At 49.3% G+C, this 24,658-nt stretch carries 24 protein-coding genes; 16 read left to right on the top strand and 8 right to left on the bottom strand.

The window, feature by feature from the left end; all coding sequences use genetic code 11:
- The first annotated feature begins 50 nt into the window (after positions 1-50).
- A complete protein-coding gene (locus A9180_RS13405; protein WP_064529209.1) occupies positions 51-905 on the top strand; it encodes an aldo/keto reductase in 855 nt (284 codons plus the stop codon).
- Positions 906-953: 48 nt separating this feature from the next.
- Here A9180_RS13405 and A9180_RS13400 read toward each other — a convergent pair whose 3' ends face one another.
- Together A9180_RS13400 and gapA are read right to left on the bottom strand one after the other, a co-directional pair.
- Positions 954-1,838, bottom strand: a complete 885-nt coding sequence (locus tag A9180_RS13400; protein WP_064529208.1) for a D-hexose-6-phosphate mutarotase — start codon at positions 1,836-1,838, stop codon at positions 954-956.
- An 83-nt stretch (positions 1,839-1,921) separates the two neighbouring features.
- Positions 1,922-2,917: a glyceraldehyde-3-phosphate dehydrogenase gene (gapA, locus tag A9180_RS13395; protein ID WP_000153502.1), complete on the bottom strand. Its 996-nt coding sequence runs from the start codon at positions 2,915-2,917 to the stop codon at positions 1,922-1,924.
- A gap of 341 nt (positions 2,918-3,258) precedes the next feature.
- On the opposite strand from gapA, the gene msrB reads away from it, so the two are divergent.
- From msrB to A9180_RS13345, 10 genes are all read left to right on the top strand, one after another.
- Complete coding sequence (gene msrB, locus A9180_RS13390) at positions 3,259-3,672, top strand: peptide-methionine (R)-S-oxide reductase MsrB (protein WP_064529207.1); 414 nt, start codon at positions 3,259-3,261, stop codon at positions 3,670-3,672.
- A gap of 41 nt (positions 3,673-3,713) precedes the next feature.
- On the top strand, positions 3,714-3,986 hold the full coding sequence (locus tag A9180_RS13385; protein ID WP_064529206.1) for a YeaC family protein: 273 nt from the start codon (positions 3,714-3,716) through the stop codon (positions 3,984-3,986).
- A gap of 360 nt (positions 3,987-4,346) precedes the next feature.
- Positions 4,347-5,423, top strand: coding sequence for a zinc-binding dehydrogenase (locus tag A9180_RS13380; protein ID WP_064529205.1), 1,077 nt, complete (start codon positions 4,347-4,349; stop codon positions 5,421-5,423).
- A gap of 26 nt (positions 5,424-5,449) precedes the next feature.
- Positions 5,450-6,829 (top strand): MFS transporter, encoded by a 1,380-nt coding sequence (locus A9180_RS13375; protein ID WP_064529204.1) that lies wholly within the window; start codon positions 5,450-5,452, stop codon positions 6,827-6,829.
- Positions 6,830-6,844: 15 nt separating this feature from the next.
- Entirely contained in the window at positions 6,845-7,888 is a 1,044-nt protein-coding gene (locus tag A9180_RS13370; RefSeq protein ID WP_064529203.1) for an NAD(P)-dependent alcohol dehydrogenase, read from the top strand.
- A gap of 20 nt (positions 7,889-7,908) precedes the next feature.
- A complete protein-coding gene (locus tag A9180_RS13365) occupies positions 7,909-8,745 on the top strand; it encodes a ketose-bisphosphate aldolase (RefSeq protein ID WP_064529202.1) in 837 nt (278 codons plus the stop codon).
- A 4-nt stretch (positions 8,746-8,749) separates the two neighbouring features.
- Entirely contained in the window at positions 8,750-9,697 is a 948-nt protein-coding gene (locus A9180_RS13360) for a carbohydrate kinase family protein (RefSeq protein WP_064529201.1), read from the top strand.
- A 9-nt stretch (positions 9,698-9,706) separates the two neighbouring features.
- Positions 9,707-10,687, top strand: coding sequence for an NADH-dependent methylglyoxal reductase (ydjG, locus tag A9180_RS13355; RefSeq protein WP_064529200.1), 981 nt, complete (start codon positions 9,707-9,709; stop codon positions 10,685-10,687).
- A gap of 135 nt (positions 10,688-10,822) precedes the next feature.
- Positions 10,823-11,581, top strand: coding sequence for a DeoR/GlpR family DNA-binding transcription regulator (locus A9180_RS13350; protein WP_064529199.1), 759 nt, complete (start codon positions 10,823-10,825; stop codon positions 11,579-11,581).
- Positions 11,582-11,700: 119 nt separating this feature from the next.
- Complete coding sequence (locus A9180_RS13345) at positions 11,701-13,059, top strand: MFS transporter (RefSeq protein WP_064529198.1); 1,359 nt, start codon at positions 11,701-11,703, stop codon at positions 13,057-13,059.
- A gap of 91 nt (positions 13,060-13,150) precedes the next feature.
- On the opposite strand, the gene pncA is transcribed toward A9180_RS13345, so the two are convergent.
- The 4 genes from pncA to sppA all read right to left on the bottom strand — a co-directional run bounded on the left by pncA (position 13,151) and on the right by sppA (position 17,633).
- Positions 13,151-13,792, bottom strand: a complete 642-nt coding sequence (pncA, locus tag A9180_RS13340; protein WP_064529197.1) for a bifunctional nicotinamidase/pyrazinamidase — start codon at positions 13,790-13,792, stop codon at positions 13,151-13,153.
- Between the two features lie 10 nt (positions 13,793-13,802).
- Positions 13,803-14,819 carry an asparaginase gene (gene ansA, locus A9180_RS13335; RefSeq protein ID WP_064529196.1) on the bottom strand — a complete coding sequence of 339 codons (1,017 nt, stop codon included), beginning with the start codon at positions 14,817-14,819 and terminating at the stop codon, positions 13,803-13,805.
- Between the two features lie 131 nt (positions 14,820-14,950).
- Complete coding sequence (locus tag A9180_RS13330; protein WP_064529195.1) at positions 14,951-15,661, bottom strand: SIMPL domain-containing protein; 711 nt, start codon at positions 15,659-15,661, stop codon at positions 14,951-14,953.
- A 115-nt stretch (positions 15,662-15,776) separates the two neighbouring features.
- The gene (gene sppA, locus A9180_RS13325) at positions 15,777-17,633 is read right to left on the bottom strand and encodes a signal peptide peptidase SppA (RefSeq protein WP_064529194.1); all 1,857 of its coding nucleotides are present in this window, start codon (positions 17,631-17,633) and stop codon (positions 15,777-15,779) included.
- A 161-nt stretch (positions 17,634-17,794) separates the two neighbouring features.
- Here sppA and A9180_RS13315 point away from each other — a divergent pair, with 161 nt between their 5' ends.
- The 3 genes from A9180_RS13315 to topB all read left to right on the top strand — a co-directional run bounded on the left by A9180_RS13315 (position 17,795) and on the right by topB (position 21,472).
- Complete coding sequence (locus A9180_RS13315; RefSeq protein WP_064529193.1) at positions 17,795-18,346, top strand: NAD(P)H nitroreductase; 552 nt, start codon at positions 17,795-17,797, stop codon at positions 18,344-18,346.
- Between the two features lie 116 nt (positions 18,347-18,462).
- On the top strand, positions 18,463-19,506 hold the full coding sequence (gene selD, locus A9180_RS13305; RefSeq protein WP_064529192.1) for a selenide, water dikinase SelD: 1,044 nt from the start codon (positions 18,463-18,465) through the stop codon (positions 19,504-19,506).
- 4 nt (positions 19,507-19,510) lie between these two features.
- Positions 19,511-21,472: a DNA topoisomerase III gene (gene topB / locus A9180_RS13300; protein ID WP_064529191.1), complete on the top strand. Its 1,962-nt coding sequence runs from the start codon at positions 19,511-19,513 to the stop codon at positions 21,470-21,472.
- Between the two features lie 160 nt (positions 21,473-21,632).
- Here the strand turns inward: topB and gdhA are convergent, their stop codons facing one another.
- Positions 21,633-22,976, bottom strand: a complete 1,344-nt coding sequence (gene gdhA / locus A9180_RS13295) for an NADP-specific glutamate dehydrogenase (protein ID WP_064529190.1) — start codon at positions 22,974-22,976, stop codon at positions 21,633-21,635.
- Between the two features lie 323 nt (positions 22,977-23,299).
- Here gdhA and A9180_RS13290 point away from each other — a divergent pair, with 323 nt between their 5' ends.
- The gene (locus A9180_RS13290; RefSeq protein WP_064529189.1) at positions 23,300-23,572 is read left to right on the top strand and encodes a YnjH family protein; all 273 of its coding nucleotides are present in this window, start codon (positions 23,300-23,302) and stop codon (positions 23,570-23,572) included.
- Here the strand turns inward: A9180_RS13290 and A9180_RS13285 are convergent.
- A complete protein-coding gene (locus tag A9180_RS13285) occupies positions 23,538-23,945 on the bottom strand; it encodes a pyrimidine (deoxy)nucleoside triphosphate diphosphatase (RefSeq protein ID WP_064529188.1) in 408 nt (135 codons plus the stop codon). The genes A9180_RS13290 and A9180_RS13285 overlap by 35 nt on opposite strands.
- Positions 23,946-24,032: 87 nt before the next feature.
- Between A9180_RS13285 and A9180_RS13280 the strand changes: the two genes are divergently transcribed.
- Positions 24,033-24,653 (top strand): CDP-alcohol phosphatidyltransferase family protein, encoded by a 621-nt coding sequence (locus tag A9180_RS13280; RefSeq protein ID WP_064529187.1) that lies wholly within the window; start codon positions 24,033-24,035, stop codon positions 24,651-24,653.
- Positions 24,654-24,658 lie beyond the last annotated feature (5 nt).

The raw sequence follows: 24,658 nt of genomic DNA, 5'->3' as shown, positions 1-24,658 counted from the left end.
GCGTAATGCCCTGTTTTGCTTTACGGTGGTGCAAAAACTGGGAGGACGCGATGCAACAGAAAACGATTCAATTTAGTGGCGATGTCTCACTGCCATCCGTAGGGCAGGGAACATGGTATATGGGCGAAGACGCCAGCCAGCGCAAAACCGAAGTTGATGCACTGCGTGCGGGCATTGATCTTGGTTTAACTCTCATTGATACCGCTGAAATGTATGCCGATGGCGGTGCCGAAAAGGTGGTTGGTGAAGCATTATCCGGCCTGCGTGATAAGGTTTTTCTCGTTTCCAAAGTCTATCCGTGGAATGCCGGCGGGCAAAAAGCCATTAACGCTTGCGAAGCCAGTTTACGCCGTCTCAATACCGATTATCTCGATCTCTATTTATTGCACTGGTCTGGCAGTTTCGCTTTTGAAGAGACTGTCGCGGCAATGGAAAAACTGATCGCCCAGGGCAAAATTCGTCGCTGGGGCGTTTCTAATCTCGATTATGCTGACATGCAGGAACTCTGGCAGGTGCCTGGGGGAAATCAGTGCGCTACCAATCAGGTACTCTATCATCTCGGCTCGCGCGGTATTGAATATGAACTGCTACCCTGGTGTCAGCAACAACATATGCCAGTGATGGCATACAGTCCGTTGGCGCAGGCCGGGCGCTTACGTAATGGCTTGCTAAAAAATGCGGTGGTCAACGCAATTGCTCATGCTCACAATGCCACTGCGGCGCAAGTTTTGCTGGCGTGGGTGATCAGCCATCAGGGAGTGATGGCGATTCCGAAAGCGGCAACTGTCGCGCATGTTCAACAAAATGCGGCAGTGTTGGAATTAACACTTTCAGAGGAAGAACTGACGATGCTGGACAAAGCGTACCCGGCACCAAAAGGAAAAACTGCGCTGGATATGGTGTGATTTGCTGTAATGCCGGATGCATGCATCCGGCACAGTAACTAACGCAAATTAACGTTTGGCAACGCGAATGGATTGCGCCAGATGTGAAGGTTTCTCTTTGGTGACTTTTTGATTTTCTGAGGCGTAAGCTGTTTCTACACAAACAAATGTTTTGTAGCCATCATCCGGCATATCGCCCATGCTGACTGAAAGCGCCGGTCCTGGGTTCCAGCCAACGACGTTCAGATGATGCTGGTGGCCTACGGTGATAATACGATTCAACGCTTCGTCATTAATCACACTGCAATCCTGGGCATTCAGATACACGCGGTCGGTACGATCCGGGAATGTCTGAATACCGTCGGTCAGTGCACCTTCTTTTGCATCATTCACTTTATCAATGTAGCGATCGCCCAGACCACTGACGCTCACCCCGGCAATATCGCCAACATTAAAGTAGGTATGCAGGGCAGAGGTGGTTTCAAATTCGCCATGTGATTCAAGATCGATTTCACAGGTTTTACCAACGCGGAAATGCGCTAATAGCGTGAAGTCGTGTGGCCAGTATTTTTTCGTTTCTTCGCTTTGAGTCAGTTCGAAAGTCACCGCCACGCCATTGGCATCTTCACTATGTGATTTCAGCGTCCACGGCAGATTACGGGCAAAACCGTGAGCAGGCAGACCTTGTTGTGCTGCCGGACCAAACCACGGCCAGCAAACCGGCACGCCGCCGCGAATGGCGACACCATTTTTAAACGGGGTATTGTTGCTCAACCACAGAACTTCTTCCTCACCAGCAGGTTTCCACGAGAGAAGATGAGCGCCCTGTAATGCAAAAGAGGCTTTTACCTGGGGATGATCGACCACAATAAGGTCTAGTTCATCCAGTTTACGACGGGAGAGGACGGGGGTAATTTGTTCGATGACCGGAAGGGCAAAAATTTTCTTAATCATGACGCAGTCCTTTAACTTCATTTCATCAGGTAAAAAAAAGAGCGACCGAAGTCGCTCTTTTTAGATCACAGTGTCATCTCAACTTATTTGGAGATGTGAGCGATCAGGTCCAGAACTTTGTTGGAGTAACCGGTTTCGTTGTCGTACCAGGATACCAGTTTCACGAAGTTGTCGTTCAGAGCGATACCAGCTTTAGCATCGAATACAGAAGTGCAAACTTCGCCGTTGAAATCGGTAGATACTACGTCATCTTCGGTGTAGCCCAGAACGCCTTTCATTTCGCCTTCAGCAGCAGCTTTAACGGCAGCTTTGATCTGCTCGTAAGTTGCAGCTTTTTCCAGACGAACGGTCAGGTCAACTACGGATACGTTCGGAGTCGGAACGCGGAACGCCATACCAGTCAGTTTGCCATTCAGTTCTGGCAGTACTTTACCTACAGCTTTAGCAGCACCGGTAGAGGACGGGATGATGTTCTGAGAAGCGCCACGGCCGCCGCGCCAGTCTTTGTGAGACGGACCGTCAACGGTTTTCTGAGTAGCGGTGGTAGCGTGAACGGTGGTCATCAGACCTTCGATGATGCCGAAGTTATCGTTGATAACTTTAGCCAGCGGAGCCAGGCAGTTGGTGGTGCAGGAAGCGTTGGAAACGATGTCCTGGCCAGCATATTTGTCGAAGTTAGCGCCTTTAACGAACATCGGAGTGTTGTCTTTAGACGGACCAGTCATAACCACTTTTTTCGCACCAGCGGTGATGTGTTTACGAGCAGTTTCGTCAGTCAGGAACAGACCAGTTGCTTCAGCGACAACGTCAACACCAACTTCGTCCCATTTCAGGTTAGCCGGATCACGTTCAGCGGTAACACGGATTTTTTTACCGTTAACGATCAGATGACCGTCTTTCACTTCAACGGTGCCGTCGAAACGACCGTGAGTGGAGTCATATTTCAGCATGTATGCCATGTAATCAGCGTCTAACAGGTCGTTGATTGCAACGATCTCGATGTCAGAACGTTTCTGAGCAGCACGGAAAACAATGCGACCGATACGGCCAAAACCGTTGATACCTACTTTGATAGTCATATATTCCACCAGCTATTTGTTAGTGAATAAAAGGTTGCCTGTAAAATTACAAAAACCTTACGCAGCGTCAAGCGGAATCGTGTCAATCATTGCGACAAATCAATCCTCTGCCTAAGCATTATGCGACTGACTTGCCTCACTCTTCCTTTGTGCCTGAAACCACATGAGGGCGGCGCCGAGAATTTTAAAGGGCAATTATGATAAAAATGTGATTTTCATCACGATTCAGGCGCTGCCATTTCGCTGAGATCAAGTTTAGGACAAATTTTTGCCAGTTGGTGTTAATGTTTTGTTAGAATTGGTCGCGTAATGTGAGCGTGATTAAAGTGAGATGTGAGCAAATGGCTAACAAACCTTCGGCAGACGAACTGAAAAACAAATTGTCCGAGATGCAGTTTTACGTGACACAGAATCACGGAACGGAGCCGCCATTTACGGGTCGCTTACTGCACAATAAGCGTGACGGCGTTTACCATTGTTTGATCTGCGATGCCCCTCTGTTTCACTCCCAGTCTAAATATGATTCAGGTTGTGGATGGCCGAGCTTCTACGAACCGGTGAGTGAAGAATCAATTCGTTATATCAAAGACTTGTCACATGGAATGCAGCGCATCGAAATTCGTTGCGGTAACTGTGATGCCCATCTTGGACATGTCTTTCCTGATGGCCCGCAGCCCACAGGCGAACGTTATTGTGTTAACTCAGCCTCTTTACGTTTCACTGATGGTGAAAATGGCGAAGAAATCAACGGTTGAAAAAACGATTCAGCAACTTATTCCACAGGAGCGGAAAAATCATGAATCTTGATGAAATGATCAACAGCATGACGCCTGAGGTTTACCAGCGTCTATCGACCGCTGTTGAACTGGGAAAATGGCCAGATGGTGTTGCGCTGACTGAAGAACAAAAAGAGAACTGTCTGCAACTGGTCATGCTGTGGCAAGCCCGAAACAATACAGATGCGCAACACATGACTATCGACACCAACGGTCAGATGGTGATGAAGAGCAAGCAGCAGCTGAAAGAAGATTTTGGTATTACGGCGAAGCCAATTGCTATGTTTAAGTGACGGCGTTATCCCCTTTACAGGTGATTAATAAAGGGGATTGCCTGAAATTAATTATCCGACCCCTCGTTGATTTCGTTTGTAGCTTTAACCCTTTCCGTACCACCAAGTCTGTATTAACACCCTAAATTTTTCATCCCTGGATCCTTTCTTTCGTTAAGTAGGGATCACGGCTGAATTTTCCTCTTTTGCGTTCCGCCTTCCATCAATCTGTAACCCATTCTCAGGTTTTCTGCGTATTTGTGATCTGAGTTGTAAAACGCAGATCATTATCTGTGTTTTACAGATTTAATGTTGACCTCAAAAATTATGTGGGTAAGTATGATGGTCATCTAAGCAAAACAAAACACAGAGGATGACGCAATGAAAGCACTGGCTCGGTTTGGCAAGGCCTTTGGCGGCTATAAGATGATTGATGTCCCACGGCCCGTTTGTGGCCCGGAAGATGTGGTGATTGAAATTAAAGCCGCAGCTATCTGTGGCGCAGACATGAAACACTACAACGTCGATAGCGGTTCAGATGAGTTTAACTCGATTCGTGGCCATGAGTTTGTAGGCCGAATTGCGCAGGTTGGCGAAAAAGTCAAAGACTGGAAAGTGGGGCAGCGTGTCGTCTCAGATAACAGTGGTCACGTTTGCGGCGTTTGTCCGGCCTGTGAACAAGGTGATTTTCTGTGTTGTACAGAAAAAGTGAATCTTGGTCTGGATAACAATACCTGGGGCGGTGGCTTTTCCAAATATTGCCTGGTTCCTGGCGAAATCCTCAAAATCCATCGTCATGCGCTGTGGGAAATTCCCGAGTGTGTTGATTATGAAGATGCTGCCGTACTGGATCCTATCTGTAATGCCTACAAATCCATAGCTCAACAATCAAAATTCCTGCCAGGTCAGGATGTGGTCGTCATCGGCACCGGTCCTCTCGGGCTGTTCTCTGTACAGATGGCACGGATCATGGGGGCGGTAAATATCGTCGTCGTTGGTCTGCAAGAAGATGTAGCAGTCCGCTTCCCTGTAGCAAAACAGTTAGGTGCGACGGCGGTGGTAAATGGTTCTACCGAAGATGTCGTTGCGCGTTGCCAGCAAATTTGTGGCAAAGACAATCTCGGGCTGGTGATTGAATGCTCCGGAGCCAATATCGCACTGAAACAAGCTATCGAAATGCTGCGTCCGAATGGGGAAGTTGTGCGTGTTGGCATGGGCTTTAAACCCCTTGATTTTTCGATTAATGACATTACCGCCTGGAACAAAAGCATCATTGGGCATATGGCCTATGACTCTACTTCCTGGCGCAATGCCATCCGCCTGTTGGCCAGCGGTGCTATCAACGTCAAACCTATGATTACGCATCGTATCGGGCTGTCCCAATGGCGCGAAGGATTTGATGCCATGGTCGATAAAACCGCAATCAAAGTGATCATGACTTACGACTTTGACGAATAACTACTCTCCTGAAGGAACGTTATCGCATGGAACAGATAACAAAACCGTATTGCGGCGCCCGGCTGGATCGTTTACCGGATTGTCGCTGGCATTCCTCAATGTTTGCCGTCGTCGCTTTTGGCTTGCTTGTCTGCTGGAGTAATGCCGTAGGCGGCTTGATTCTCGCGCAGTTAAAAGCGTTGGGCTGGACAGATAATTCCACCACCGCCACATTCTCGGCAATTACGACTGCCGGGATGTTTCTCGGTGCGCTGGTGGGCGGCATTATCGGAGACAAAACCGGACGCAGAAACGCGTTCATCCTCTATGAGGCCATTCATATTGTCTCTATGGTCATCGGCGCTTTCTCGCCAAATATGGATTTCCTGATTGCCTGCCGCTTTGTGATGGGGGTCGGGCTGGGGGCATTACTGGTTACTCTGTTTGCCGGTTTCACTGAATATATGCCCGGCAGAAATCGTGGAACATGGTCCAGTCGGGTTTCATTTATTGGCAACTGGTCATATCCGCTCTGTTCATTGATTGCGATGGGACTTACACCGCTAATTAGCGCCGAGTGGAACTGGCGGGTACAACTGCTCATTCCCGCAATATTGTCGCTTATCGCTACTGCGCTTGCCTGGTGTTACTTTCCTGAATCACCGCGCTGGCTGGAATCGCGCGGACGGTATCAGGAAGCAGAGCAAGTTATGCGGAACATTGAAGAAGGCGTCATACGCCGGACAGGTAAACCCTTACCGCCAGTGGTTATTGCTGATGACGGTAAAGCGCCACAAACGGTGCCTTATTCTGCCCTACTGACGGGAGTATTACTAAGACGCGTTATTTTAGGCTCTTGTGTACTTATTGCCATGAACGTTGTGCAGTACACGTTAATTAACTGGTTGCCAACGATATTCATGACCCAGGGGATTAATTTAAAAGACTCCATTGTCTTAAATACTATGAGTATGTTTGGCGCGCCGTTTGGCATTTTTATTGCCATGTTAGTCATGGATAAAATTCCGCGTAAAACAATGGGGGTTGGGCTATTAATTCTGATTGCGGTGCTCGGATATATCTATTCACTGCAAACCAGTATGTTACTCATAACCTTAATTGGATTTTTCCTGATTACTTTCGTCTATATGTACGTGTGTTATGCCTCGGCGGTGTATGTGCCGGAGATTTGGCCGACAGAAGCTAAATTGCGCGGCTCGGGTCTGGCGAATGCAGTAGGGCGAATCAGTGGTATTGCTGCACCTTATGCCGTTGCAGTGCTACTCAGCAGCTATGGTGTTACTGGGGTATTTGTTCTGCTTGGCTCAGTTTCAATTATTGTTGCAATTGCTATCGCCACCATTGGAATAGAAACCAAAGGTGTCTCGGTTGAAAGTCTAAGTATTGAAACTGTGACCAATAAATAATTTTTAGGGGGAGATATGAAAAATTCAAAAGCAATATTAGCAGTACCGGGCACCATGAAAATTATTGCTGCAGATTTACCCGTACCCAAAGAAGATGAAGTTCTGATTAAAGTGGAATATGTCGGTATTTGTGGTTCGGATGTGCATGGTTTTGAATCAGGGCCGTTTATGCCGCCAAAAGACCCAAATCAGGAAATTGGCCTGGGCCATGAATGTGCGGGGACGGTTGTTGCAGTGGGAAGCCGCGTGCGTCAATTTAAACCAGGAGATCGAGTAAATATCGAACCTGGCGTTCCTTGCGGCCACTGTCGTTACTGCCTTGAAGGCAAATACAACATTTGCCCGGACGTTGATTTTATGGCGACGCAACCGAATTACCGTGGTGCATTGACGCACTATCTGTGTCATCCGGAGAGCTTTACTTACAAATTGCCCGACAATATGGACACGATGGAAGGGGCGCTGGTAGAACCTGCGGCGGTTGGGATGCACGCCGCCATGTTGGCAGATGTTAAACCAGGCAAAAAGATTGTCATTCTGGGCGCGGGCTGTATTGGTTTAATGACTTTGCAAGCGTGTAAATGCCTCGGGGCAACGGAAATTGCCGTGGTTGATGTGCTGGAAAAACGTCTGGCAATGGCGGAACAGCTCGGCGCGGCATTGGTCATCAACGGCGCTAAACAAGACACTATTGCGTGCTGTCAGCAATTTACCGATGACATGGGCGCAGATATTGTTTTCGAAACAGCAGGTTCTGCGGTAACGGTAAAGCAGGCTCCTTATCTGGTGATGCGCGGTGGAAAAATTATGATTGTCGGCACTGTACCCGGCGATTCGGCCATCAACTTTCTCAAAATCAATCGCGAAGTCACTATCCAGACGGTATTCCGCTATGCCAACCGTTATCCGGTCACGATTGAAGCTATTTCATCAGGGCGATTCGATGTGAAATCGATGGTAACGCATATATACGATTATCAGGATGTACAACAGGCATTTGAAGAGTCGGTTAACAACAAACGCGACATTATTAAAGGCGTTATTAAAATTAGCGATTAATTAATACGGGAGAACGGAATATGCTAGCAGATATCAGATTTTGGGAAAGAGATGCCACAAATAAACATTATGCCATTGCCCATTTTAATGTATGGAATGCCGAAATGTTAATGGGGGTTATCGATGCAGCAGAAGAAGCAAAATCACCGGTTATTATTTCTTTTGGTACGGGATTTGTCGGGAATACATCATTCGAAGATTTCTCGCATATGATGGTATCAATGGCACAAAAAGCAACGGTGCCGGTAATTACCCACTGGGATCATGGCCGGAGTATGGAAATTATCCATAATGCCTGGACTCATGGAATGAACTCCTTAATGCGCGATGCATCGGCGTTTGATTTCGAAGAAAATATACGTCTGACCAAAGAGGCCGTTGATTTCTTCCATCCACTGGGTATTCCGGTAGAGGCAGAGTTAGGCCATGTAGGTAATGAAACGGTTTATGAAGAAGCCCTGGCAGGCTATCACTATACTGACCCTGACCAGGCGGCGGAATTTGTTGAGCGCACTGGCTGTGACTCACTGGCAGTGGCTATCGGGAATCAGCATGGCGTTTATACATCTGAGCCGCAATTGAACTTTGAAGTCGTAAAGCGTGTACGCGAAGCCGTTTCTGTTCCTCTGGTATTGCATGGTGCATCAGGGATCAGTGATGCTGATATTAAAACCGCGATTTCATTGGGTATAGCGAAAATCAATATTCATACGGAATTGTGCCAGGCCGCAATGGTGGCAGTGAAAGAAAATCAGGAACAGCCTTTCTTGCATTTAGAGCGAGAAGTCCGTAAAGCAGTTAAAGAAAGGGCATTAGAAAAAATCAAATTATTTGGTTCAGACGGCAAGGCGGAATGATGCAATGGACAATCTTGATGTTATATGTATAGGTGGCGCTATCGTTGATATTCCATTGCAGCCGGTCAGTAAAAAAATTTTTGACGTAGATTCTTATCCGCTTGAAAGAATAGCTATGACCACGGGGGGAGACGCAATCAATGAAGCGACGATTATTTCTCGCCTGGGGCATCGCACGGCATTAATGAGCCGCGTCGGTGAAGATGTCGCAGGACAATTTATCCTGGAGCACTGCCGCAAAGAGAAAATCGATATTCAGAGCCTGAAGCAAGATGTGAATATTGATACATCTATTAATGTAGGTCTGGTTACTGCGGACGGCGAGCGGACATTTGTCACTAATCGCAACGGCAGTTTGTGGAAATTGAATATTAATGATGTCGACTTTGCGCGATTTTCTCAGGCGAAGTTATTATCGCTAGCCAGTATATTCAATAGTCCGCTACTTGATGGTAACGCATTAACAGAAATTTTTACGCAAGCTAAAGCCCGGCAGATGATTATTTGTGCCGATATGGTCAAGCCGCGCCTGAATGAAACACTGGATGATATTCGCGAGGCATTGGGTTTTGTCGATTATCTGTTTCCTAATTTTGCCGAGGCAAAATTACTCACCGGGAAAGAGACGTTAGATGAAATTGCTGACTGCTTTCTTGAGTGCGGTGTAAAAACGGTGGTGATTAAGACGGGTAAAAACGGCTGCTTTATCAAGTGCGGTGACATGACGATGAAGGTGCCGGCGGTAGCGGGAATTACGGCTATCGACACCATTGGCGCGGGTGATAACTTTGCTTCGGGTTTTATTGCGGCACTACTGGAAGGTAAAGAACTGCGTGATTGCGCGCGCTTTGCCAATGCAACGGCAGCTATATCGGTATTGAGTGTTGGTGCCACCACCGGTGTGAAAAACAGAAAGCTGGTCGAACAATTGCTGGAAGAATACGAAGGGTAATGAAGGCAAATGAAAAAGATACCTTTAGGCACAACGGATATAACGCTTTCACAGATGGGGTTGGGGACATGGGCCATTGGCGGTGGTCCTGCATGGAATGGCGATCTCGATCGGCAAATTTGTATTGATACAATTATTGAAGCCCATCGTTGCGGCATTAACCTGATTGATACTGCGCCGGGATATAACTTTGGTAATAGTGAAATTATTGTCGGCCAGGCGTTAAAACAATTGCCACGCGAACAAATTGTTGTCGAAACAAAATGCGGTATTGTCTGGGAACGAGAAGGCAGTTTATTCAACAAAGTCGGCGATCGTCAGTTGTACAAAAATCTCTCTCCGGAATCTATCCGCGAAGAAGTCGATGCCAGCTTGCAACGTCTCGGCATTGATTACATCGATATCTATATGACGCACTGGCAGTCAGTGCCGCCTTGTTTTACGCCGATTGCAGAAACCGTCGCAGTACTTAATGAACTGAAGGCCGAAGGGAAGATTCGTTCGATAGGCGCTGCTAATGTCGAAGCTGACCATATACGCGAATATTTGCAATATGGTGAGCTGGATATTATTCAGGCGAAATACAGCATCCTCGACCGGGCAATGGAAAACGAACTGCTGCCGCTATGTCGTGATAATGGCATTGTGGTTCAGGTCTATTCACCGTTAGAACAGGGGTTGCTGACAGGCACCATCACTCGCGATTATATTCCAGGCGGCGCTCGGGCAAATAAAGTGTGGTTCCAGCGTGAAAACATGCTCAAAGTGATTGATATGCTTGAACAGTGGCGGCCACTTTGTGCGCGTTATCAGTGCACAATTCCCACTCTGGCGCTGGCGTGGATATTAAAACAGAGTGATTTAATCTCCATTCTCAGTGGAGCAACTGCACCGGAACAGGTACGTGAAAATGTGGCCGCACTGGCAATCAACTTATCAGATGCCGATACATTATTGATGAGGAAAATGGCAGAAGCCCTGGAGCGTTAAAGTGAAATACGATTCACCTCTGTTTCTGTGTAATCTATGATTTAAATCTGTGATTCAGACTGGTTATTTTGAAAGTAAATATCGCTTATGCGATAATCGCACTAATGTGATGTAAAAAGAGACAGGGGTGTAATCGTGGCGGCAAAAGACAGGATTCAGGCAATTAAACAAATGGTTGCCAACGATAAAAAAGTAACGGTTTCGAATTTGAGCTCGATTTTTCAGGTAACTGAAGAAACCATTCGCCGCGATCTTGAGAAGCTGGAAGATGAAGGTTTTTTGACCCGAACTTACGGGGGCGCGGTTCTGAACACAGCAATGTTGACGGAAAATATTCATTTCTATAAGCGAGCTTCGTCGTTTTATGAAGAGAAGCAGCTTATTGCTCGGAAAGCGCTGCCGTTTATCGACAATAAAACCACCATGGCGGCAGATTCTAGTAGTACCGTCATGGAACTGCTCAAATTGTTGCAGGACCGTAATGACCTGACATTACTAACCAACTCGGCGGAAGCCATTCATGTACTGGCTCAGTCAGAAATTAAGGTTGTTTCAACCGGCGGGGAGCTGAACAAAAACACGCTTTCCCTGCAAGGACGAATTACTAAAGAGATCATCAGTCGTTATCACGTCGATGTTATGGTAATGAGTTGTAAAGGTCTTGATATTAACAGTGGCGCGCTGGACTCTAACGAAGCGGAAGCTGAGATCAAAAAGACAATGATCCGCCAGGCGACAGAAGTCGCGTTATTAGTCGATCACTCCAAGTTTGATCGCAAAGCTTTTGTCCAGTTAGCTGACTTTAGCCATATTAATTACATAATAACTGATAAATCACCGGGTGCAGAATGGGAAGGATTTTGCAAAGACAATAATATCCAACTTGTGTGGTAATTTAATCACACGTTGTCAATATTATTTGTTCCAGCGCCTGTGAAATAAAATGATGATAAAAATGCGGCAAGTAACTTTGCCGCAATTGCTACCTTTTTTAGCAAAATTCGAGGCACCAAATGGAACAATATGATCAAATTGGCGCAAGACTGGACCGCCTGCCTTTGGCCCGGTTTCATTATCGTATATTTGGCATAATCAGCTTTAGTCTGTTATTAACTGGTTTTTTAAGTTATTCAGGTAATGTTGTTTTAGCAAAACTGGTAAGCAATGGATGGTCAAATAATTTCCTCAATGCTGCTTTTACGTCGGCATTGATGTTTGGTTATTTCATCGGTTCGCTTACCGGTGGATTCATTGGTGATTACTGTGGACGGCGCCGGGCATTCCGCATAAATCTTCTTATTGTTGGCATTGCGGCGACAGGCGCTGCTTTCGTCCCTGATATGTACTGGCTCATCTTCTTTCGTTTCCTGATGGGGACAGGAATGGGGGCGCTGATTATGGTTGGCTATGCGTCGTTTACTGAATTTATTCCCGCTCTGGTGCGTGGAAAATGGTCCGCGAGACTCTCATTTGTCGGCAACTGGTCGCCCATGTTGTCAGCGGCGATAGGCGTTGCCGTTATTGCTTTCTTTAGTTGGCGGATAATGTTTTTGCTGGGCGGTATTGGGATAATGTTAGCATGGCTACTTTCTGGTAGATATTTTATTGAGTCGCCTCGTTGGCTGGTGGGTATCGGACAATTAGCGGAAGCAGAAAGTCAACTTCGTGAAGTAGAGCAGCAAATCGAAAAAGAGAAGGGTATTCATCTAACACCACTTGCTTTCAGGCAAAGCACAAGTCAGAACAATGAAATTAATGGTACTTTTTGGTTGCTATTCAAAGGCGAGATGTTGCAGCGCACGTTAGTCGCGATTACGGTGTTAATTGCGATGAACATCTCGCTTTATACTATCACCGTATGGATACCTACCATATTTGTTAACTCCGGAATTGATGTTGATAAATCGATATTAATGACGGCTGTTATTATGATAGGCGCTCCGGTTGGAATATTTATTGCTGCGTTAGTTATTGATCACTTTCCTCGCCGATTATTTGGCTCGTCTTTGCTTATAATTATTGCCGTGTTGGGATATATATATTCTATACAAACTACAGAATGGGCCATCTTAGGTTATGGCCTGATGATGATCTTCTTTCTTTATATGTATGTTTGCTTCGCCTCTGCGGTGTATATCCCGGAACTTTGGCCAACCCATTTACGCCTGCGCGGCTCGGGATTTGTTAATGCAGTAGGACGAATCGTCGCGGTCTTCACTCCGTATGGCGTCGCGGCGTTATTAACGCATTATGGTTCGGTAACGGTCTTTATGGTGCTTGGTGTCATGTTGGTGTTATGTGCGCTGGTCCTCTCTATTTTTGGCATCGAAACGCGGAAGGTATCGCTGGAACGAATTTCTGGTATGAATTGAGTCTTCGTTGATTGCGTCAAATGCCAGATGCACCGCAGACGCACTTTGTCTGGCCTACAACGTCAGTACAGAATTGTAGGCCAGCGTAATATTATCCCTGCGTCTCTTCCCAGTTTGCCAGTGTGTACAATGTTGCCCCAGCAACTGACATCTCCATAAACGCGTGCGCACTGTCCTGTGGCTGGATATTCACACCGCGACAGCCATCGGTAATCACGTTCACGCGATAACCTAACTGCAACGCGTCCAGGACGGTAAACTTCACGCAATAGTCAGTAGCCAGCCCCATAACGATCAACTCATTGATTTCATGGTCGCGCAACCAGCCATCGAGCTCGGTTTTCTGCCGACGTCCGTTATCAAAAAAAGCACTGTAACTATCGACTAAAGAATTTTCACCTTTGTGAAACACTGCATCAATCGAATTTTGCGCCAGCAGAGGGTGCAACGCCGCACCTTCGCTGTGTTGTACGCAGTGATCGGGCCAGAAGGTTTGCGGCAGGCCGTCAAGCTGACCCTGGGTATAAGGTTCTACACCATGCTGACTGGCAAAACTGCCGTGATTGGCCGGATGCCAGTCCTGACTGGCGACGACCGCTTCACCACGCGCTTTACACCAGCGTATCAGGGCATTAGCGACATCAACCGTGCTATCGCCTTCCGCAACAGCCAGCGCGCCGCCAGCGCAGAAATCATTTTGTAAATCGACCAGTAACAGGGCGCGTTGGGGCATTACAGTCTCCTTAATCATCCGGCGTCAGTTCGCCGCGCAGGTTTTGGCTCATGGCCTTGCGAATGGTTTCGGTATCCAGACCCTGGCTGAGTAGGTAGTGCAGTTTGGTTAGCGTGGCTTCTACGGTCATATCCGCACCGCCAATAACGCCGGCATGGGCGAGGGCGTTACCCGTGGCATAACCGCCCATATTGACTTTACCGGACATACATTGTGTCAGGTTAACCACCACAATTCCGCGATTGCTGGCTTCTTGTAATTCTTGCAGGAATGCTTTGTTTTGCGGCGCATTACCCACGCCATAAGAGCGCAGAATCAACGCTTTAACCGGTTGACGCAGGAAGTTACGTACGACGTCAGCAGAAATCCCCGGATAAATCGTCACCACGCCGATTGGCTGTGGTGTAATCGGATGAACGATCAGCTCACCTGTGCCGTGCGGGGCGGGGGGGGTATTTAAACGGCGAATATGAATACCCGCTTCCAGCAATGGCGGAAGATTTGGTGACGCGAAGGCATCAAAACCATCGGCATGAGCTTTGGTGGTGCGGTTGCCGCGATACAGGCGATTATTAAAAAAGAGTGTGACTTCGTTGATGGGATAGTTCGCCGCAACGTACAACGCATTCAGCAAATTGATTTGTCCGTCAGAGCGTAATTCGGCCAATGGGATTTGTGACCCTGTCACTATGACCGGTTTTCCGAGATTCTCCAGCATGAACGACAGCGCAGAGGCGGTATACGCCATCGTGTCGGTGCCATGCAGAATGACAAAACCATCGTACTCGTCATAGTGCGCTTTAATATCTTCAGCAATATGCTGCCAGTCCTCTGGCGTCATATCAGAAGAATCCATCAGCGGCGTGTATTCATGAATGGTGAAATCCGGCATCTCCGGGCGATGGAACTCCGGCATCAGCGCCAGTTGGCGTTGTAGATGGCCCGACACCGGAATATATCCCTGCTCGGAACGCTGCATCCCGATGGTCCCGCCCGTGTAGGCAACGTAAATTGATTTCTTTTGCATGATATTGATATGAATGATACCGAAAGAGCAAAAGTATATACGTGAGGGGCAGCGAGCGCACCTGGATACTCTGCGGATATGAGAAAAGTCCGGCGGAACAGAGGGACTGGCATCCCGCCGGGGACAAATGATTAATCCTGCAACGCATAGGTTACGGTCGTGACTACACGCACCGTTTTGTTAATCGCCGAGGGATCATCTTCGTCACTGCCACTGGCGAAGATCTGGAACACGCCTTGCGACGCATCGCTAATGGACCCTACCTGACTACCTGAATCCGTCGCAAACTGTAATGCTGCGTTGCGTGCGTCTTTTGTCGCGGCAGCAATCATCTCCGCGCGCAGTGCGCCAATGCCGTTGAAACGATAGGCGATTTTGCTATCAGCGATGGCGCCATCTGTGGCGATTTGCAGGTCGTTTAATTTCGCGACGACTTTTTCGACAGCAGCAACGTTATGCGTTTTTATCGTAACAGACCCGTCAGCGTTAAAGCGTGGCATCGTCGGATCGTCTTTGAGGTAAAAGGCTTCCGTTCGCTTACTTGTCCATTGACCCACGTTTATCTCTTTGTCGTTAATCCCCTGAGCGTGGAATTCGGCAATAATCTTGTTCTGCGCATCTTCAAGTTTTGGGAAAAGTTCGCCAGGAACATTACCCTTAAAGTTGATAGCAATTGTTAATTCAGCCGTATCGGCGCGAACTTCTTTTTCCGAAAGTCCTCGTACGTTCACATAACGGTTGTTGGTTTTTAAATGTTTAACACCATCACCTACGAAGTATCCGCAGGCGCTGATCCCCAGTCCGAGGACGATAGCGGCAATTAAAGAAGGTGCCTTATTCACTGATGACTCCTTATCAGGTGCAAAATGATCAAGGCAATGTAGTGGAGAGAGGAAGTGAAAGACAGTCCGGTTCAGGAGTGTGGCCGACAGCATATCGGCCACATATTTGCAGGGATTAACGCACGTTGGCGCAGGTCAGGCAAAACGCGTAACGGTTTTGCGGATCGTTAAAGGCTGCCAGCTTGTCGCTTTCGCTTTTAACGGTTGAAGCGACCGAGGCCAGCGGCGCAGGTAGCATGGCCTGGAGCGTATCTGGCAACATCGCCCGTACTGAACCTGACATGTTGTCCATCACCTTGTCGAAGAAGGTCGGCTCATCGACGTAATATTCCAGATGCCACTGCTTCAGTTTTGCCAGTTCAGCCGCTTTGGCAACTGCATCATCGAAATCACCGAGACTATCGACCAGTCCATTCGCTTTCGCATCCTGACCGGTCCAGACATGCCCCTGGGCGATTTTATCAATCTGCTCTGGCGTCGAATTACGCGAATCGGCAACCAGCGTGATAAAGCGCTTATAGCCGTTCTCAATGCTCAATTGCATCATCTGCTGCGCTTCTGGCGGCAGCGATTTAGTGATGGAAACATCCGCCAGTGGTGATGTAGACACGCCATCGGTATGTACACCAATCGAATCGAGGCTGTTTTCTACAGTGGTGATCACGCCGAAGATACCGATAGAACCGGTCAGGGTGCTCGGGTTAGCCACAATGTAATTGGCCGGCGTGGAGATCCAGTAACCACCAGATGCCGCCATTCCGCCCATTGACACAACCACCGGCTTGCCAGCTGCTCTGGCGGCTGCCAGCTCAGCGCGAATCACCTCAGAAGCCGTTACGCTGCCACCAGGGCTGTTTACGCGCAGAACAATCGCTTTTACTTTTGGATCAAGGCGAGCGTCACGGATTTGTGCCGCGGTCGTATCGCCGCCAACATTCCCCTGAGTTTCTTCGCCATCCATAATCGCGCCATTAGCGAAGACGACACCGATGCTGTCGCCGGTATCTGCTGGAGTTTTCAGTGCGTAATCGTAATAACTGATGGCGCGATAATTTTTATCAGACTTGCTCCAGCCAAACTCTTTGGTCAGGGCTTTTTCAATTTCGGCATTCGTTGCCAGCGCGTCGACCAGTTTGTTGTCCAGTGCGTACTTTGCAGTATCGCCACCCGTTTTGGTTAAGCCTGCAAGTAGCCCTTGCGCCCCAGGGAATACCTGCTGGGCAGGGATCTGGCGGTTAGCGGCAACGGTGTTGAGATAGTTTTGCCACAGTTCGCCAATCCAACGGCTATCGGCTTCGCGGGCTGCCGGGGACATATCATCACGAATAAACGGCTCAACGGCAGATTTATAAGTCCCCACGCGGAACACATGTGTGGAAACTTTTAGCTTATCCAGCAATGATTTGTAGTACAGGCCATTGGTGGCAAAACCGTGCAAATCAACCACACCTTGCGGGGATAGCCAAATTTTGTTGGCGAAACTGGCGAGGTAATATTGTCCCTGGCTGTAGTTCTCGCCAATGGCGTAAACCGGTTTACCGCTGTCACGAAACTCTTTCAGGGCTTTGCCGATGTACTGCATAGACGGTTGGTCGCCGCCCGCAAAGTCTTTCAGATCCATCACGATACCGGTGATATTCCGGTCATCTTTAGCCTGGCGAATAGTGTTCACGATATCAAACAGCGAATTTTCCTGCAGACGATCGGAACTGGCGCCAAGCAGCTGGCGGCTTAACTTACTAAACCGTTGCGAGCTGTCGGGCTTATCGACGATCACGCCGGAAATATCGAGCAGTAATGCGCCACGACCAGCGGTTTCTTTGGTATCGCTACTACTGACCTGCATCCAGATCCCCACGCCAACCAGCACGAGGAAAATAAAGAACAGGTTAAGTACCATTTCACGGACAAAATTGAGCAGACGCCACGTCCATTTAAAAAATCCGGCAATAAATCGCCAAAGGGTTCGCATGTATTCTCCCAGACTAAAAGTCACACCTGTTACAGGTGCAATAGATGTGGTTATCGTAATGACCCAACCGGCACTTGTCAGCAGGAATCGCGGACTGTGCTGTAACAAAATCCACTCTCGTGTTAATTTTGTGAATAAACATTATGACAGGAGTTAATCAAATGGATGCACTCGAACTATTGATCAACCGCCGCAGCGCCTCTCGTTTGGCTGAACCTGCTCCGACTGGCGAACAACTGCAAAATATCCTGCGTGCCGGAATGCGTGCACCGGACCATAAATCCATGCAACCGTGGCACTTTTTTGTGATTGAAGGAGAAGGGCGCGAACGTTTCAGTAACGTTCTGCAACAGGGCGCAATTGCTGCGGGTAGCGATGATAAAGCTATCGACAAAGCCCGTAATGCCCCGTTCCGTGCGCCGCTCATCATCACCGTGGTGGCGAAATGTGAAGAAAATCATAAAGTCCCACGTTGGGAACAGGAAATGTCAGCGGGTTGCGCGGTGATGGCGATGCAAATGGCGGCGGTTGCCCAGGGCTTTGGCGGCATCTGGCGTAGTGGTGGGTTAACCGAAAGTCCGGTGGTGCGTGAGGCGTTCGGTTGTCGGGAGCAGGATAAAATTGTTGGCTTTCTTTATCTCGGCACGCCGCAATTGAAAGCATCAACGTCGATTAACGTTCCGGATCCGACGCCATTTGTCACTTATTTTTGATAATTTTCGCAAAACTGTCTGGATTATGAGCAAAGGCGCAGGAATTCAGACACTCTCACTTATCACTTCACGGAATGAAGGTTACCATACCCGGATTGCATTGACAGGAGATGTCCATGAGCGAGAAGTCGATTCGTTTGACCCAATACAGCCACGGAGCAGGTTGCGGCTGTAAAATTTCCCCAAAAGTGTTGGAAACCATTCTGCACAGCGAGCAGGCGAAGTTTGTTGATCCGAATTTGCTCGTGGGTAACGAAACCCGCGACGATGCGGCAGTATACGATCTTGGTAATGGCACCAGTGTCATCAGCACCACCGATTTCTTTATGCCGATCGTTGATAATCCTTTCGATTTTGGCCGCATTGCCGCGACGAATGCCATCAGCGATATTTTCGCGATGGGCGGCAAACCGATTATGGCCATTGCGATCCTCGGCTGGCCGATTAACAAACTTTCCCCGGAAATTGCCCGCGAAGTGACCGAAGGTGGTCGCTATGCGTGTCGTCAGGCGGGGATTGCGCTGGCAGGCGGTCACTCCATCGACGCGCCGGAACCGATTTTTGGTCTGGCGGTGACGGGGATCGTACCGACTGAACGAGTGAAGAAAAACAGCACCGCACAAGCCGGATGTAAACTGTTCCTGACTAAACCGCTGGGGATTGGCGTTCTCACCACGGCTGAGAAAAAATCACTGCTCAAGCCAGAACATCAGGGGCTGGCGACGGAAGTGATGTGCCGGATGAATATCGCAGGTGCGTCATTTGCCAACATTGAAGGCGTAAAAGCGATGACCGACGTCACCGGTTTTGGTCTGCTGGGCCATCTAAGTGAAATGTGCCAGGGGGCAGGCGTGCAGGCTCGCGTCGACTATGAAGCGATCCCGAAACTGCCGGGCGTGGAAGAGTACATTAAGCTGGGCGCTGTACCGGGTGGCACCGAACGCAACTTTGCCAGCTACGGCCATTTGATGGGCGAAATGCCGCGAGAAGTGCGGGATCTGTTGTGCGATCCGCAAACCTCCGGTGGCCTGCTGTTGGCGGTGATGCCGGAAGCAGAAAATGAAGTCAAAGCTACCGCAGCCGAGTTTGGCATTGAACTGACGGCGATTGGCGAGCTGGTGCCTGCGCGTGGCGGTCGTGCCATGGTTGAGATTCGTTAATTCAATGCGGTTGTTTATAGCCGAAAAACCGAGTCTGGCACGCGCTATTGCTGATGTCCTGCCCAAACCGCACCGTAAAGGCGATGGCTTTATCGAGTGCGGCAATGGCCAGGTGGTGACCTGGTGTATCGGTCACCTGCTTGAGCAGGCGCAGCCAGACGTCTACGACAGCCGCTATGCGCGCTGGAATCTGGCGGATTTGCCGATTGTCCCGGAAAAGTGGCAACTGCAACCACGCCCCTCCGTAACCAAACAACTTAACGTCATCAAACGCTTTCTGCATGAAGCCAGCGAAGTGATTCACGCCGGTGACCCGGATCGTGAAGGGCAATTGCTGGTGGATGAAGTGCTGGACTACCTGCAACTGGCACCGGAAAAGCGCCAGCAAGTTCAGCGTTGCCTGATCAACGACCTGAACCCGCAGGCGGTTGAGCGGGCAATCGAGCGTCTCCGCTCCAACAGCGAGTTTGTACCGCTATGTGTTTCCGCACTGGCGCGAGCGCGTGCCGACTGGCTGTACGGTATCAATATGACCCGCGCGTATACCATTCTCGGTCGCAATGCTGGCTATCAGGGGGTGCTTTCCGTTGGGCGCGTACAGACTCCCGTACTTGGGCTGGTGGTTCGGCGTGACGAAGAAATAGAAAACTTTGTGGCGAAAGACTTCTTTGAAGTCAAAGCGCATATTGTGACGCCTGCCGATGAACGATTTACGGCCATCTGGCAGCCGAGTGAAGCGTGCGAGCCGTACCAGGATGAAGAAGGGCGTTTGTTGCATCGCCCGCTGGCGGAGCATGTGGTTAACCGTATCAGTGGTCAACCGGCGATCGTCACCAGCTATAACGATAAACGGGAATCAGAATCTGCGCCGCTGCCGTTTTCGCTTTCCGCGTTGCAGATTGAAGCCGCAAAACGTTTTGGGCTTAGTGCACAGAACGTGCTTGATATTTGCCAGAAGTTGTACGAAACGCACAAGCTGATCACTTATCCGCGTTCCGACTGCCGCTACCTACCAGAAGAGCATTTTGCCGGACGTCATGCGGTGATGAATGCCATCAGCGTTCATGCACCGGGGCTATTGCCACAGCCGGTGGTTGACCCCAATTTACGCAACCGCTGCTGGGATGACAAAAAGGTGGATGCTCACCACGCCATCATCCCGACCGCGCGTAGTTCTGCCATCAACCTGACGGAGAACGAATCGAAGGTCTATAACCTGATTGCTCGTCAATACCTGATGCAGTTCTGCCCGGATGCGGTGTTCCGCAAGTGTGTCATTGAGCTGGAAATAGCCAAAGGCAAATTTGTTGCTAAAGCCCGTTTTCTTGCCGAAGCAGGCTGGCGCACGCTGTTAGGCAGCAAAGAGCGTGATGAAGAAAACGACGGTACGCCGCTGCCTGTAGTCGCGAAGGACGATGAATTGTTGTGCGAAAAAGGTGAAGTGGTGGAGCGACAAACCCAGCCGCCGCGCCATTTCACTGATGCAACACTGCTTTCAGCAATGACCGGGATCGCGCGTTTTGTTCAGGATAAAGATCTGAAAAAGATCCTTCGTGCCACCGATGGTTTGGGGACAGAAGCGACCCGAGCCGGGATTATTGAACTGTTGTTCAAGCGTGGTTTCCTGACCAAAAAAGGGCGCTATATCCATTCCACCGACGCCGGAAAAGCGTTATTCCATTCGCTGCCAGAAATGGCGACGCGACCGGATATGACCGCACACTGGGAATCGGTGCTGACGCAAATCAGCGAAAAACACTGTCGCTACCAGGACTTTATGCAGCCACTGGTGGGGACGCTTTACCAATTGATTGATCAGGCGAAGCGTACGCCGGTGCGACAGTTTCGCGGCATAGTCGCTCCGGGCAGTGGCGGTAGTGGTGATAAGAAAAAGGCAGCTCCACGCAAGCGAGCGGCGAAAAAAAGCCCGCCAGCAGATGAAGCGGGCAGTGGAGTGATAACATAGGCCGGATGCCAGAATTCCAACTCACTGATACATCACTTTTCGTAGGCCGGATAAGGCGTTTACGTCGCATCCGGCACAAATGCCTGATGCGACGCTTGCGCGTCTTATCAGGCCTACAGATCTGTTCTCTGATTCAGAAGGTTTTCGTAGGCCGGATAACTTAAATCACACCCTGCGCCAGCATCGCATCGGCAACCTTCACAAAGCCAGCAATGTTCGCGCCCTGTACGTAGTTGGTTTGCTCACTTTCACCGCCGTGTTCAACACATGCATGGTGGATATCCAGCATGATGTGATGCAAACGCGCATCGACTTTCTCGGCTTTCCAGCCCAGACGCGCGGCGTTCTGCGCCATTTCCAGACCCGATGTTGCTACGCCGCCAGCATTAGCCGCTTTACCCGGTGCAAACAGTACGCCTGCCTGCTGGAACAGTTCAGTCGCTTCGATAGTCGTTGGCATATTTGCCCCTTCCGCAACCGCTTTAACGCCATTAGCGATAAGCTGGTGCGCAGCGTCAACATCCAGTTCGTTCTGAGTCGCGCAAGGCAGTGCGATATCAACCGGTACAGACCACGGCTGTTGCCCTTCGAGATAGACCAGGCCAAATTCTTTGGCGTAATCCGCAACGCGGCCATCGCGGCTGGCTTTGATTTCGATAAGACGCGCCAGTTTCTCTTTCGTGAATCCGCTTTCGTCAACTACAGTGCCACTGGAGTCTGACGCAGTAATCACACGTGCGCCAAATTCCATCGCTTTTTCGATAGCATACTGGGCAACGTTGCCGGAGCCAGAAACAGAAACACGCATGCCTTCAAAACCCAGACCGTGACGTTTCAGCATCGCTTCCGTGAAATAAACCAGACCGTAGCCGGTGGCCTCCGGGCGGATCAGGCTGCCGCCAAAAGAAAGTCCCTTACCCGTAAAGACGCAAGCGGTATTGTTGGACAGTTTTTTCATCATCCCCGCCATAAAGCCGACTTCACGACCACCAACGCCGATATCACCCGCTGGAACGTCGGTGTCTGCACCGAGGTGACGATACAGCTCGGTCATCAGCGCCTGGCAGAAACGCATCACTTCGCCTTCACTTTTGCCTTTCGGATCGAAATCGCTGCCACCTTTACCGCCGCCCATTGGCAGGGTAGTCAGGGCATTTTTAAAGGTTTGTTCGAAGCCAAGGAATTTGAGAATGGAAAGGTTTACGGATGGGTGGAAACGCATACCGCCTTTGTACGGGCCGATGGCGGAGCTGAACTGGACGCGCCATGCGCGGTTGACCTGCACCTGATTGCGATCGTCAACCCAGACGACGCGAAACTGGATCACGCGCTCCGGTTCAACCAGGCGTTCCAGTAACGACATCTGGCGATATTTTGGATTTTGTTCAAGAAAAGGCCAGAGAGTGGTCATTACTTCACGAACGGCTTGCGCGAACTCGGTTTGATTCGGGTCGCGCTTTTGTACATGGTTGAGGAATGACTCCAGAGAATATGTCTGATCCATAGATATAAAACCCTTATATATTAAGACGATTGTGCGTATGTTGTTTGTGTTAGGTGTTTTTGCAGTTTTCGACTATACCATCAAGAATGTGACGGTAAGCAAGAAAAAAATGACGCAGGAAAGCAAATTAATAATGTGTGGAATTTATAAACGCCACCTAATGTCTGGTGTGTCTTATCGGACCTGAAAAACCGGGCGCATTTTCAAGAGTGATCCGTAGGCTGGATAAGGCGTTCACGCCGCATCCGGCAACCAGACGCTAAAGTTTTTCCAACTGGTTACCGTTATCAGTAGCAGAGACAACGAAAAATAAGGAGTTTCCTGTGAGTCGAGCATTGTTCGCCGTAGCGTTGGTATTCCCGTTCTTTGCGCTGGCTAATCAGCAGTATCGTCCGGATGTGGAAGTGAATGTGCCGCCGGAAGTGTTTAGTTCTGGCGGACAGTCGGCGCAGCCCTGTAGCCAGTGCTGCGTTTATCAGGATCAAAACTATTCCGAAGGGGCGGTGATTAAAGCAGAGGGAATACTGTTGCAATGTCAGAGGGATGACAAAACCATTAGCACTAATCCACTGGTCTGGCGGCGCGTAAAGCCATAAACGCCTGTAAAAGCGGAGTGTCAGCAGGGGCCAGCGGATATTGCATCGCCTCTTCAGGTGAGCACCAGACCAACGCCTGATGTTCATGTGCCTGTAACGTACCGTGGAAGTCCGGTACGTGCCAGGCATGAAGATGGATAATCCGACCAGATACTTCTCGCTGATGGCTGGCAACATATTCACCAACCGTTGCTTCAATGCCCAATTCTTCGCGCAATTCCCGTACTAGCGCCTGCGGCTGGCTTTCTCCTGGTTCGACTTTACCGCCAGCAAATTCCCATAATCCCGCTTGATCGCTATGCTCAGGGCGTTGTGCGATTAAAATTTTGCCATCCCGTTCGATAATGGCGGCAACAACATCAATCATTTTCATAAATTACACACGGTCGAATACAGGAAAAATGCCATAATATCCGCAGTGTTGCCCGAGCTGAAGGGTTTTATTTCTTAAGGAGTACCCGTGTTAGATCGCCATCTTCATCCCCGAATTAAACCTTTGCTGCATCAGTGCGTGCGGGTTCTGGATAAACCTGGCATTACACCAGATGGTTTAACGCTAGTGGGGTTTGCTATCGGCGTGCTGGCACTGCCGTTTCTGGCACTGGGCTGGTATCTGGCGGCGCTGATTGCCATTTTACTGAACAGGTTGCTTGATGGTCTGGACGGCGCGCTGGCGCGGCGCAGAGGGTTAACCGACGCAGGTGGCTTTCTCGATATTTCGTTGGATTTTCTTTTTTACGCGCTGGTGCCGTTCGGGTTTATTCTCGCCGCACCGGAACAAAATGCGCTGGCAGGCGGCTGGCTGCTGTTTGCGTTTATCGGTACGGGCAGCAGTTTTCTCGCCTTTGCAACGCTTGCGGCAAAACATCAGATTGATAATCCCGGTTATGCGCACAAATCGTTTTATTATCTGGGCGGGTTAACCGAAGGCACGGAGACGATTTTACTGTTTGTATTAAGTTGTCTCTTTCCGGCGTATTTCATGTGGTTTGCGTGGGTATTTGGCGCGCTATGCTGGATGACGACATTTACGCGGGTGTGGAGTGGGTATCTGACGCTGAAGTCGCTTCAGCGTCAGTAATTGCA

The sequence above is a fragment of the Escherichia sp. B1147 genome (assembly GCF_001660175.1).
Classification (GTDB): domain Bacteria; phylum Pseudomonadota; class Gammaproteobacteria; order Enterobacterales; family Enterobacteriaceae; genus Escherichia; species Escherichia whittamii.
This window is presented reverse-complemented; position numbering and strand designations above follow the sequence as displayed.

Coding starts and splice junctions, on each gene's coding strand:
- A9180_RS13405 (WP_064529209.1), top strand. CDS start 51: ATGCAACAGAAAACGATTCAATTTAGTGGCGATGTCTCACTGCCATCC.
- A9180_RS13400 (WP_064529208.1), bottom strand. CDS start 1,838: ATGATTAAGAAAATTTTTGCCCTTCCGGTCATCGAACAAATTACCCCC.
- gapA (WP_000153502.1), bottom strand. CDS start 2,917: ATGACTATCAAAGTAGGTATCAACGGTTTTGGCCGTATCGGTCGCATT.
- msrB (WP_064529207.1), top strand. CDS start 3,259: ATGGCTAACAAACCTTCGGCAGACGAACTGAAAAACAAATTGTCCGAG.
- A9180_RS13385 (WP_064529206.1), top strand. CDS start 3,714: ATGAATCTTGATGAAATGATCAACAGCATGACGCCTGAGGTTTACCAG.
- A9180_RS13380 (WP_064529205.1), top strand. CDS start 4,347: ATGAAAGCACTGGCTCGGTTTGGCAAGGCCTTTGGCGGCTATAAGATG.
- A9180_RS13375 (WP_064529204.1), top strand. CDS start 5,450: ATGGAACAGATAACAAAACCGTATTGCGGCGCCCGGCTGGATCGTTTA.
- A9180_RS13370 (WP_064529203.1), top strand. CDS start 6,845: ATGAAAAATTCAAAAGCAATATTAGCAGTACCGGGCACCATGAAAATT.
- A9180_RS13365 (WP_064529202.1), top strand. CDS start 7,909: ATGCTAGCAGATATCAGATTTTGGGAAAGAGATGCCACAAATAAACAT.
- A9180_RS13360 (WP_064529201.1), top strand. CDS start 8,750: ATGGACAATCTTGATGTTATATGTATAGGTGGCGCTATCGTTGATATT.
- ydjG (WP_064529200.1), top strand. CDS start 9,707: ATGAAAAAGATACCTTTAGGCACAACGGATATAACGCTTTCACAGATG.
- A9180_RS13345 (WP_064529198.1), top strand. CDS start 11,701: ATGGAACAATATGATCAAATTGGCGCAAGACTGGACCGCCTGCCTTTG.
- pncA (WP_064529197.1), bottom strand. CDS start 13,792: ATGCCCCAACGCGCCCTGTTACTGGTCGATTTACAAAATGATTTCTGC.
- ansA (WP_064529196.1), bottom strand. CDS start 14,819: ATGCAAAAGAAATCAATTTACGTTGCCTACACGGGCGGGACCATCGGG.
- sppA (WP_064529194.1), bottom strand. CDS start 17,633: ATGCGAACCCTTTGGCGATTTATTGCCGGATTTTTTAAATGGACGTGG.
- A9180_RS13315 (WP_064529193.1), top strand. CDS start 17,795: ATGGATGCACTCGAACTATTGATCAACCGCCGCAGCGCCTCTCGTTTG.
- selD (WP_064529192.1), top strand. CDS start 18,463: ATGAGCGAGAAGTCGATTCGTTTGACCCAATACAGCCACGGAGCAGGT.
- topB (WP_064529191.1), top strand. CDS start 19,511: ATGCGGTTGTTTATAGCCGAAAAACCGAGTCTGGCACGCGCTATTGCT.
- gdhA (WP_064529190.1), bottom strand. CDS start 22,976: ATGGATCAGACATATTCTCTGGAGTCATTCCTCAACCATGTACAAAAG.
- A9180_RS13285 (WP_064529188.1), bottom strand. CDS start 23,945: ATGAAAATGATTGATGTTGTTGCCGCCATTATCGAACGGGATGGCAAA.